Origin of the sequence: Streptomyces sp. NPDC055962 (assembly GCF_042270185.1) — a bacterium.
In the GTDB taxonomy this organism is placed as follows: Bacteria; Actinomycetota; Actinomycetes; order Streptomycetales; family Streptomycetaceae; genus Streptomyces.
In genome coordinates this window covers 1-10,546 of record NZ_JBHJYN010000027.1, presented here as the reverse complement: position 1 = coordinate 10,546, position 10,546 = coordinate 1, and the positions used below count along the sequence as shown (strand labels likewise).

Annotated in this window: 5 protein-coding genes and 4 rRNA genes; 5 read left to right on the top strand and 4 right to left on the bottom strand. The window is 45.9% G+C overall.

Translation table 11 applies throughout. The annotated features are described in order from the left end of the window. From ACFC51_RS35690 to ACFC51_RS35680, 3 genes are all read left to right on the top strand, one after another. Window positions 1–2,478 (top strand): 23S ribosomal RNA (locus tag ACFC51_RS35690); the annotation flags it as partial. Between the two features lie 61 nt (window positions 2,479–2,539). Next, a 5S ribosomal RNA gene (gene rrf / locus ACFC51_RS35685) occupies window positions 2,540–2,656 on the top strand. A gap of 147 nt (window positions 2,657–2,803) precedes the next feature. Beyond that, window positions 2,804–3,646, top strand: coding sequence for a tyrosine-type recombinase/integrase (locus ACFC51_RS35680; protein ID WP_376296049.1), 843 nt, complete (start codon window positions 2,804–2,806; stop codon window positions 3,644–3,646). 46 nt (window positions 3,647–3,692) lie between these two features. On the opposite strand, the gene ACFC51_RS35675 is transcribed toward ACFC51_RS35680, so the two are convergent. The 4 genes from ACFC51_RS35675 to ACFC51_RS35660 form a co-directional block, all read right to left on the bottom strand. Further along, a complete protein-coding gene (locus ACFC51_RS35675) occupies window positions 3,693–3,956 on the bottom strand; it encodes a hypothetical protein (protein WP_376296050.1) in 264 nt (87 codons plus the stop codon). Beyond that, on the bottom strand, window positions 3,940–4,737 hold the full coding sequence (locus ACFC51_RS35670) for a ParA family protein (protein ID WP_376296051.1): 798 nt from the start codon (window positions 4,735–4,737) through the stop codon (window positions 3,940–3,942). Before ACFC51_RS35670 ends, ACFC51_RS35675 begins: the two co-directional genes overlap by 17 nt. A 137-nt stretch (window positions 4,738–4,874) precedes the next feature. Then, on the bottom strand, window positions 4,875–6,125 hold the full coding sequence (locus ACFC51_RS35665) for a replication initiation protein (protein ID WP_376532906.1): 1,251 nt from the start codon (window positions 6,123–6,125) through the stop codon (window positions 4,875–4,877). A gap of 985 nt (window positions 6,126–7,110) precedes the next feature. Beyond that, on the bottom strand, window positions 7,111–7,680 hold the full coding sequence (locus ACFC51_RS35660; protein WP_376174685.1) for a tyrosine-type recombinase/integrase: 570 nt from the start codon (window positions 7,678–7,680) through the stop codon (window positions 7,111–7,113). A 537-nt stretch (window positions 7,681–8,217) separates the two neighbouring features. On the opposite strand from ACFC51_RS35660, the gene ACFC51_RS35655 reads away from it, so the two are divergent. Beyond that, window positions 8,218–9,766, top strand: a 16S ribosomal RNA gene (locus ACFC51_RS35655). 233 nt (window positions 9,767–9,999) lie between these two features. Then, window positions 10,000–10,546: ribosomal RNA gene (locus ACFC51_RS35650) — 23S ribosomal RNA — on the top strand; the annotation flags it as partial.

Genomic DNA, 10,546 nt, shown 5'->3' with positions numbered 1-10,546 from the left:
GGGAGGACCATCTCCCAAGGCTAAATACTCCCTAGTGACCGATAGTGAACCAGTACCGTGAGGGAAAGGTGAAAAGCACCCCGGAAGGGGAGTGAAAGAGATCCTGAAACCGTGTGCCTACAAGTAGTCAGAGCCCGTTAACGGGTGATGGCGTGCCTTTTGTAGAATGAACCGGCGAGTTACGATCCCGTGCAAGGTTAAGCAGAAGATGCGGAGCCGCAGCGAAAGCGAGTCTGAATAGGGCGAATTGAGTACGTGGTCGTAGACCCGAAACCAGGTGATCTACCCATGTCCAGGGTGAAGTTCAGGTAACACTGAATGGAGGCCCGAACCCACGCACGTTGAAAAGTGCGGGGATGAGGTGTGGGTAGGGGTGAAATGCCAATCGAACCTGGAGATAGCTGGTTCTCTCCGAAATAGCTTTAGGGCTAGCCTCAAGGTAAGAGTCTTGGAGGTAGAGCACTGATTGGACTAGGGGCCCCTACCGGGTTACCGAATTCAGTCAAACTCCGAATGCCGATGACTTATCCTTGGGAGTCAGACTGCGAGTGATAAGATCCGTAGTCGAAAGGGAAACAGCCCAGACCGCCAGCTAAGGTCCCAAAGTATACGTTAAGTGGAAAAGGATGTGGAGTTGCTTAGACAACCAGGATGTTGGCTTAGAAGCAGCCACCATTTAAAGAGTGCGTAATAGCTCACTGGTCGAGTGACTCTGCGCCGAAAATGTACCGGGGCTAAACGTATCACCGAAGCTGCGGACTGTTCTTCGAACAGTGGTAGGAGAGCGTTCTAAGGGCTGTGAAGCAAGACCGGAAGGACTTGTGGAGCGCTTAGAAGTGAGAATGCCGGTATGAGTAGCGAAAGAGGGGTGAGAATCCCCTCCACCGAATGCCTAAGGTTTCCTGAGGAAGGCTCGTCCGCTCAGGGTTAGTCGGGACCTAAGCCGAGGCCGAAAGGCGTAGGCGATGGATAACAGGTTGATATTCCTGTACCACCTCCTCACCATTTGAGCAATGGGGGGACGCAGGAGGATAGGGTAAGCGCGGTATTGGATATCCGCGTCCAAGCAGTTAGGCTGGGAAATAGGCAAATCCGTTTCCCGTGAAGGCTGAGCTGTGATGGCGAGCGAATTATAGTAGCGAAGTTCCTGATTCCACACTGCCAAGAAAAGCCTCTAGCGAGGTGAGAGGTGCCCGTACCGCAAACCGACACAGGTAGGCGAGGAGAGAATCCTAAGGTGATCGAGAGAACTCTCGTTAAGGAACTCGGCAAAATGACCCCGTAACTTCGGGAGAAGGGGTGCTCTGTTAGGGTGCAAGCCCGAGAGAGCCGCAGTGAATAGGCCCAGGCGACTGTTTAGCAAAAACACAGGTCTCTGCGAAGCCGTAAGGCGAAGTATAGGGGCTGACGCCTGCCCGGTGCTGGAAGGTTAAGAGGAGCGCTTAGCGTAAGCGAAGGTGCGAATTGAAGCCCCAGTAAACGGCGGCCGTAACTATAACGGTCCTAAGGTAGCGAAATTCCTTGTCGGGTAAGTTCCGACCCGCACGAAAGGCGCAACGATCTGGGCACTGTCTCAACGAGAGACTCGGTGAAATTATAGTACCTGTGAAGATGCAGGTTACCCGCGACAGGACGGAAAGACCCCGTGGAGCTTTACTGCAGCCTGATATTGAATGTTGGTACAGCTTGTACAGGATAGGTAGGAGCCTTGGAAACCGGAGCGCCAGCTTCGGTGGAGGCATCGGTGGGATACTACCCTGGCTGTATTGACCTTCTAACCCGCCGCCCTTATCGGGCGGGGAGACAGTGTCAGGTGGGCAGTTTGACTGGGGCGGTCGCCTCCTAAAAGGTAACGGAGGCGCCCAAAGGTTCCCTCAGAATGGTTGGAAATCATTCGCAGAGTGTAAAGGCACAAGGGAGCTTGACTGCGAGACCTACAAGTCGAGCAGGGACGAAAGTCGGGCTTAGTGATCCGGTGGTTCCGCATGGAAGGGCCATCGCTCAACGGATAAAAGCTACCCCGGGGATAACAGGCTTATCTCCCCCAAGAGTCCACATCGACGGGGAGGTTTGGCACCTCGATGTCGGCTCATCGCATCCTGGGGCTGTAGTCGGTCCCAAGGGTTGGGCTGTTCGCCCATTAAAGCGGTACGCGAGCTGGGTTCAGAACGTCGTGAGACAGTTCGGTCCCTATCCGTCGCGGGCGCAGGAAATTTGAGAGGAGCTGTCCTTAGTACGAGAGGACCGGGATGGACGCACCGCTGGTGTACCAGTTGTCTTGCCAAAGGCATAGCTGGGTAGCTACGTGCGGACGGGATAAGTGCTGAAAGCATCTAAGCATGAAGCCCCCCTCAAGATGAGATTTCCCATAGCGCAAGCTAGTAAGATCCCTGAAAGATGATCAGGTTGATAGGTCTGAGGTGGAAGCGTGGTGACACGTGCAGCTGACAGATACTAATCGATCGAGGACTTAACCAAAATGACGTGCAGAATTTACTTCTTCTATTATCTAGTTTTGAAGGAACAACGTTCCTCATAGTTTGGTGGCGATAGCGAAGAGGTCACACCCGTTCCCATTCCGAACACGGCAGTTAAGCTCTTCAGCGCCGATGGTAGTTGGGGGTTCTCCCCCTGTGAGAGTAGGACGCCGCCAAGCAATTTCTAGTTTTAGGATTCATAACCCGAAGAATGCAGGTTCAAAATCCTATCTCTTTTCAAAAAAACCTTAGGATTTTTCCTAAGGTTTTTTTGTATATTTTTTCATCTGAAGCGTTTGGATGAACTCTAGGCGGGAGGATTTTTGATGAATAAAGAAGAAATCCGAAATACTGACCAAATCCTTCATTCTTTTGCTGAATGGTTAATGGATCAAAATAAATCAGACAGTACGGCTAAAACATATGTAGGTGTTCTCTCTCAATTTTTTCAATGGATGAAAGAAGAAATAGAAGAGATTGAATCGACCCATGTGCAGGCCTATCTTGATTATATGGACGATTCCAATAAAAGTGCCGGAACAATCGAAAAGCATTATACAGCCATCACTGTATTTTCCCGGTTTCTTAACAAACCAGAGATTATGGCCAACATTGACCGCAAAGCCAAGGAAAAGAAGGATGAACCACCAGAGTCACTGGAGCCAGCTGAACAGTCAGCACTAATAAAAGAAGTGGAAGACGAAGGAAATGTGCGGAACATTGCTATTGTTTATGTTCTTCTTCATACCGGGATTCGGGTCTCCGAGCTTTGTGAATTAAATCACACCGATATAAAAAAAGACGGTGAAAGAGAATCTATTCTTATCCGGGATTCAAAAGGCGAGATTGAACGGGTTATCCCCCTATCAAGAGCTGCCAGTGAGCATATTAAGCGTTATAAAGACTCTCTGAAGGCCGAGAATGAAGCAGTCTTCTTATCCAGTGTTAACCAGCGTATGACACCGAGGGCGGTTCAATATATGCTGAGCAAGTACGATGTGAGCCCGCACAAGTTGAGACATACTTTTTGCCAGAATCTTATCGATAAAGGAATTGAGATTCAAACCGTCTCAAAGCTGGTCGGCCATAAGGATTTAAATATGACTAAACGCTATATCAAAGAATCCGGACAGGGACTTGATGCAGCTATTCAAAATACATTTGATTGATAAAAAAGAAATACCCAGTTATTCGGGTATTTCTTTTTTATCGTGTTCATTTAAGATACTGTTCCAATGCTTCCTCGATCAATAGATAAATGTTCTTTTCCTGAAGCAGCGACTGCATTTTCAGTTCTTTATGAAGGTCCGTTCTTAGATCGAAGGATACCCGTTTTCGGTCTTTCTTCTTTTCTTCTTTTTTTCCACTGTTTAAACGTTCCTTGGTTTCTTCCGGTAATACTTCTTCGTTCAAGGCAAAACTGGGGCTAATGTGCTTTTGACTGCGCATTTTACTCTTGATGTCATTTACCTTCGACACGGCTGATCAACTCCTTATAGAATCCTTCGTATTGTCCCAATGCCTGCCGCAGTTCAGCGTTCTGGTTAAATCCATACAGAGATAATCTGCCAACAGGCGCCTTCCTGGTAATCACCGTATCAAATACCAGGTCCGGGTAATCTTCCGCAATTAGTTCATTAAAGGCCTTGGCATCGCTTCGCCTTACATCATTCATCGTGCGCAGCACGCCGATCGCCTGAGTATTTCTCTTTCCGAATTCATTGGCTCCATGGATAGAATCCATGAAATTCGGGATAGCTGAATAGCACCAATTTGAACATTCGAATAAAACAACCACGTATTCACTGGCACACAGTGCATTTGTTGTCTGTTCGCTTAAGGAGGGAGGAGTATCAATAACGATAAAATCGTATCTGTCCCTGACGGACTTCAAAGCATGATCTAAGACAGAACTTGGATTCCCGCTAAAAGGGATCGTATCGCCTTTATATGTTTTTCCCGTATACAGCCAGCGCGGGAAAGTTGCCAAAAAGTTGTTGGCAGGCAGAAGATCGAGGTGATCGTTGATATTCAGTATGTAGCCCTCAACATTATCTTCCTGCATCGCTTCCAGCACGGACTTGCCCATATACTCATTTGAAGGCTGCTCAGACAGAAGCTCTGTAAGGTTGCCCTGTGAGTCCATATCCACTGCAAGGACCCTATATCCATTTCTGCTCAACAAGTGCGCGAGAATGCCGGTTGTGGTGGATTTTCCGCAGCCTCCCTTTTGAATTCCCATTGTAATAGTAATCGCCATCCCTTTATCACCCTTTCTTCTTTTATTTTTTTCTTCTAACGTTGTTTTCTTCTTTTCTTCTTTTCTTCCTTTCTTCTAACGTTGTTTTCTTCTTATTTTATACGATGCCTTTGTCATCCAATTAAAAAAGGCACTCATTAATGGGTGCCTTTTTTTAATTTCTTAAGTTGCTTTTCGAACTTACGCTTGCGCTTTTCTAGCTCCTCTACTGAATCACTTTCAGCCTCCGGCTCCTGAATTTGCAGAACTTCAAATAATTCTTCTTTAATTTCTTCAAATGTAACTGCTGCTGATTCATGATCCAATTTCAGTACTTCCTCCATTTTTTCAATGGACTTTTCCCGTATATACCAAGCAGGCAGTACTTCTTTTGATTTTCTGAAGTCAGATACTAAGCGTATAAGGATGTCTTCTGATTCATCATTATCCTTGTTTGCTGCCTTTAAGACCTTGGTTATGTATCCGACGGGGTTTTCGATGTCCTTGCGGTCCTGTATTTTCTCCAGGAGGCTCATTACATTGTCCTGTCCATGCTTTTCCCATGAAAGAATGACTTCGTCCGTTAACCTTACCCCCATCTTTAAGCCGAGTTTTTTCACTTTCTCTATAAACGTATCGGCAAATTCCTGCAAATGATTTTGAAGCAGGTCCAATTGATCAGGTTTTCCATTGCTTCCTGAAGTAATGAAAAATTTGATTTTATCCACTCTTCGTCCTGTCCTGATTTCTTCTATTTCAAAGGATATATCCGTTTTAGCCTTCAATTCCTTCTGGGCTGGTACAAGAACACGCTGCTTAAAGTTTCCGTATGCAGGATAGATATCCTCAGCCCCGAGCATTTTGCGCAGGTCCTTCAGGTAAAAGGATCTTTCCTTCAGTCTTTCATATTGCTTCAGTAATTCATATATCCTTATGGCGTAGGAGCTTTTCAGCTTCACCACATTCTCAAGTTTGTAGCTTGTGAATTCCCTTTTCAGCTGAAGCAGGTACGGCCGCAGGAAGGGATCAAACCTTATGTCTACAGTTCCTTCCGTTTCGTTATACGCTACATAGCTGAGCCACGAAACCTGTATGACCTTTTTTTTAATCCGCACTTCAAATACCTTCTTCATCAAATCCTTCGTAATCTGCTTCAGTTCTGTATATTTGGGTGTTCCTTTTAAGCTTAGGAGATCTGAAAATTCCTGAATAGGCAGGGTGTAGGTTTTGAAATCTGAATCTGCAGGTGTAATATGGCTCGCCAGACAAAGGATGATTTTTTGTTCTACCACGCCTAATTTATAATTTGCTTCAATGAGCATATTCGACTTAGTCACCAAATGGTTGTTCTGTGTTTCGTTTTTTTCTAAAATTTTCATCACAATTTCCTCCCTTTCGAGCTTCTTCATTATGACAAAAATCCATCGATAACAAAAGGATTTTTTTGTTATAATTCGCACCAAAAATGTTATAGTTCGCACCAAAAATGTTATAGTTCGCACCAAAAATGTTATAGTTCAGGCACCAAAAATGTTATAGTTCGCACCAAAAATGTTATAGTTCGCACCAAAAATGTTATAGTTCGCACCAAAAATGTTATAGTTAGAGGTCTTGAGGCCAGTCATACCAATGGTTTGAGGCCTCCGAAAACAATTAAAACAATGTAAAACAATTAAAACAATATTAGTAAAACAAACACAACAGGGGGTTTTTTGTTGTGAAAATTCTGAAAACTTTAAGATAGAGTAAGTTCAAAACACTAATTTGTGTATCAAAGGTTAAAGACTATTATTTTTTTAAAAGGTTTTAATGATCTGTCTTTACACCTCTGATAGAGCGATAAAAAGAGAGAAATTATAAAGAATTCAATGTCTGGCTTTATTTCTGTCTTATTTCTAGCATGATCTTATACATATTCAGGATACCGGCCGGCTCATTCTTTTTCGTAAACGCCAGAAGACCTCACCCTGCCAACGTACCTTTTGGAATGCTGAGGTCTTCTGGCACTCTAAAGATATCGCCGGCCGGTAGGGAAAGTTTTCTGTCTTGATGTGAACAGTCAGGCAAGATGTGAGTTAAGAGAAAATAAATGCTTTAGAAAAAGAAAAAGAGAAAAATGAAAGTAGATAAAGCTACAGATGTAGGATTCGAGGGTTCCGAAAAGGAAAAATGAAAAACAGGCATAAAAGTGTATGATTCACCAAGAGGTTTTTAAAAAATACGCTGTTTAAGCTTTGTATTTGCCTTTCTAAGCTGTTTGATTTTTTTCCGAATAGGAAAATAAAGATAGGGAGTTCAAACCTCTAAAAACAGCCTTTATGGACGTCTGATAACGAGGGTCTTTCGGAAGTAAAAAAAAAGAACAGTCAAAGACTGCTCCTTCGTTCGGAACCGTTATTTAAACACACTGAAGGTTTTCAAGACATTATTGGTTTCTTCTTCTGTGATGCCGATATACCTCAGGGTAATCGAAGGGTCCGAATGGTGCAGGATTCCCTGCAGCATCGCAATGTCCTTTGTCGCTTTGTAAAACCAGTATCCGAACGTTTTCCGCAGGGTATGGTTGCCGACATGGTCGACACCAGCAAAGTCGGCGGCCTTATTTAACTGCCGGTATGCCTGGGTCGGCGTGATGGCGCCGTCCCCCTTCCGGGATGGAAAAAGCCACTCACTGTCCACATTGACGGCATAGCCGTAGACTTCCTGAAAACAGTTTTCAAGGTACATCTCCCTGATTTTTTGTGTTTTTCCCTCTTTGATGCGCAGTATCTTCGTGTACTTTCCTTTCAAATTCAGAATCTGTTTGGTTTTGAGTCGTAAAAGATCTCCAACTCGCAGCCCGGTTTCACAGCCAAGGACAAACAGAATGTAATCACGTTCCGAACAATGGCGTTTAAGCGCCCACTTCATATCTTCCAGCTGCTGCTGGTTCCGAATGGGCTGCACGTTCTTAATAGGGTTCATAATTGTGTCCCCTTCTTTTTCAAGACGTTCCGAAAAGGTTGCGAGCCCTTATAAAACGGATACTTGAATGTATGATTTTATGTATTTATCTTCATTATAAGGATTAAAAACGAAGGAAGTCAATGAAATCAAGGAAATGAATGTACGGTCGTCTACAGAATCATACATAAAGTAACTTGCTAAAAAAATCATTGACATCATGTGTAAACTCTTTTATCATAAGGGAGTTGCTTATTTAGCAAGCAAGGCATTTTTGATCTTAGAAATTATTGATAGAGCAGTAAAAACAAGATCGAACATGTTCTTGAAAAAAACTATTGACGTCTTATTGAAATAGTAGTAAGATTAGGTAGTCGCTAAGAAATAGCGATTTTAAAAATAACTAACATTCTTCGCAGAAGTTGACAACTACTCAACTTCGTGATATGATGATTAAGTTGTTAAAGTGATTGCTCTTTGAAAACTGAACAAAACTAAGCGCCAACGTTTTAAAATAGTGAGCACACACTCTAAAAGCAAATGAGCAAGTCAAACATTTCTTCGGAGAGTTTGATCCTGGCTCAGGACGAACGCTGGCGGCGTGCCTAATACATGCAAGTCGAGCGAATGGATGGGAGCTTGCTCCCTGAAGTTAGCGGCGGACGGGTGAGTAACACGTGGGCAACCTGCCTGTAAGACTGGGATAACTTCGGGAAACCGGAGCTAATACCGGATGGTTGTTTGAACCGCATGGTTCAGACATAAAAGGTGGCTTCGGCTACCACTTACAGATGGGCCCGCGGCGCATTAGCTAGTTGGTGAGGTAATGGCTCACCAAGGCCACGATGCGTAGCCGACCTGAGAGGGTGATCGGCCACACTGGGACTGAGACACGGCCCAGACTCCTACGGGAGGCAGCAGTAGGGAATCTTCCGCAATGGACGAAAGTCTGACGGAGCAACGCCGCGTGAGTGATGAAGGTTTTCGGATCGTAAAGCTCTGTTGTTAGGGAAGAACAAGTGCCAGAGTAAATGCTGGCACCTTGACGGTACCTAACCAGAAAGCCACGGCTAACTACGTGCCAGCAGCCGCGGTAATACGTAGGTGGCAAGCGTTGTCCGGAATTATTGGGCGTAAAGCGCGCGCAGGTGGTTCCTTAAGTCTGATGTGAAAGCCCACGGCTCAACCGTGGAGGGTCATTGGAAACTGGGGAACTTGAGTGCAGAAGAGGAAAGTGGAATTCCAAGTGTAGCGGTGAAATGCGTAGAGATTTGGAGGAACACCAGTGGCGAAGGCGACTTTCTGGTCTGTAACTGACACTGAGGCGCGAAAGCGTGGGGAGCGAACAGGATTAGATACCCTGGTAGTCCACGCCGTAAACGATGAGTGCTAAGTGTTAGAGGGTTTCCGCCCTTTAGTGCTGCAGCTAACGCATTAAGCACTCCGCCTGGGGAGTACGGCCGCAAGGCTGAAACTCAAAGGAATTGACGGGGGCCCGCACAAGCGGTGGAGCATGTGGTTTAATTCGAAGCAACGCGAAGAACCTTACCAGGTCTTGACATCCTCTGACAACCCTAGAGATAGGGCGTCCCCTTCGGGGGCAGAGTGACAGGTGGTGCATGGTTGTCGTCAGCTCGTGTCGTGAGATGTTGGGTTAAGTCCCGCAACGAGCGCAACCCTTGATCTTAGTTGCCAGCATTCAGTTGGGCACTCTAAGGTGACTGCCGGTGACAAACCGGAGGAAGGTGGGGATGACGTCAAATCATCATGCCCCTTATGACCTGGGCTACACACGTGCTACAATGGACAGAACAAAGGGCAGCGAAACCGCGAGGTTAAGCCAATCCCACAAATCTGTTCTCAGTTCGGATCGCAGTCTGCAACTCGACTGCGTGAAGCTGGAATCGCTAGTAATCGCGGATCAGCATGCCGCGGTGAATACGTTCCCGGGCCTTGTACACACCGCCCGTCACACCACGAGAGTTTGTAACACCCGAAGTCGGTGAGGTAACCTTTTAGGAGCCAGCCGCCGAAGGTGGGACAGATGATTGGGGTGAAGTCGTAACAAGGTAGCCGTATCGGAAGGTGCGGCTGGATCACCTCCTTTCTAAGGATTTTAACGGAATATAAGACCTTGGGTCTTATAAACAGAACGTTCCCTGTCTTGTTTAGTTTTGAAGGATCATTCCTTCAAAACATAGGAACACCTGCTAAATGCGCCACATCCTGTGGCAACGCATGTGTTAGCATGTCCTATGCGTTGTTCTTTGAAAACTAGATAACAGTAGACATTCACATTCAATTAGTAATACAAGATATCACATAGTGATTCTTTTTAACGGTTAAGTTAGAAAGGGCGCACGGTGGATGCCTTGGCACTAGGAGCCGATGAAGGACGGGACGAACACCGATATGCTTCGGGGAGCTGTAAGCAAGCTTTGATCCGGAGATTTCCGAATGGGGAAACCCACCACTCGTAATGGAGTGGTATCCATATCTGAATACATAGGATATGAGAAGGCAGACCCGGGGAACTGAAACATCTAAGTACCCGGAGGAAGAGAAAGCAAATGCGATTCCCTGAGTAGCGGCGAGCGAAACGGGACCAGCCCAAACCAAGAGGCTTGCCTCTTGGGGTTGTAGGACACTCTGTACGGAGTTACAAAGGAACGAGGTAGATGAAGAGGTCTGGAAAGGCCCGCCATAGGAGGTAACAGCCCTGTAGTCAAAACTTCGTTCTCTCCTGAGTGGATCCTGAGTACGGCGGAACACGTGAAATTCCGTCGGAATCCGGGAGGACCATCTCCCAAGGCTAAATACTCCCTAGTGACCGATAGTGAACCAGTACCGTGAGGGAAAGGTGAAAAGCACCCCGGAAGGGGAGTGA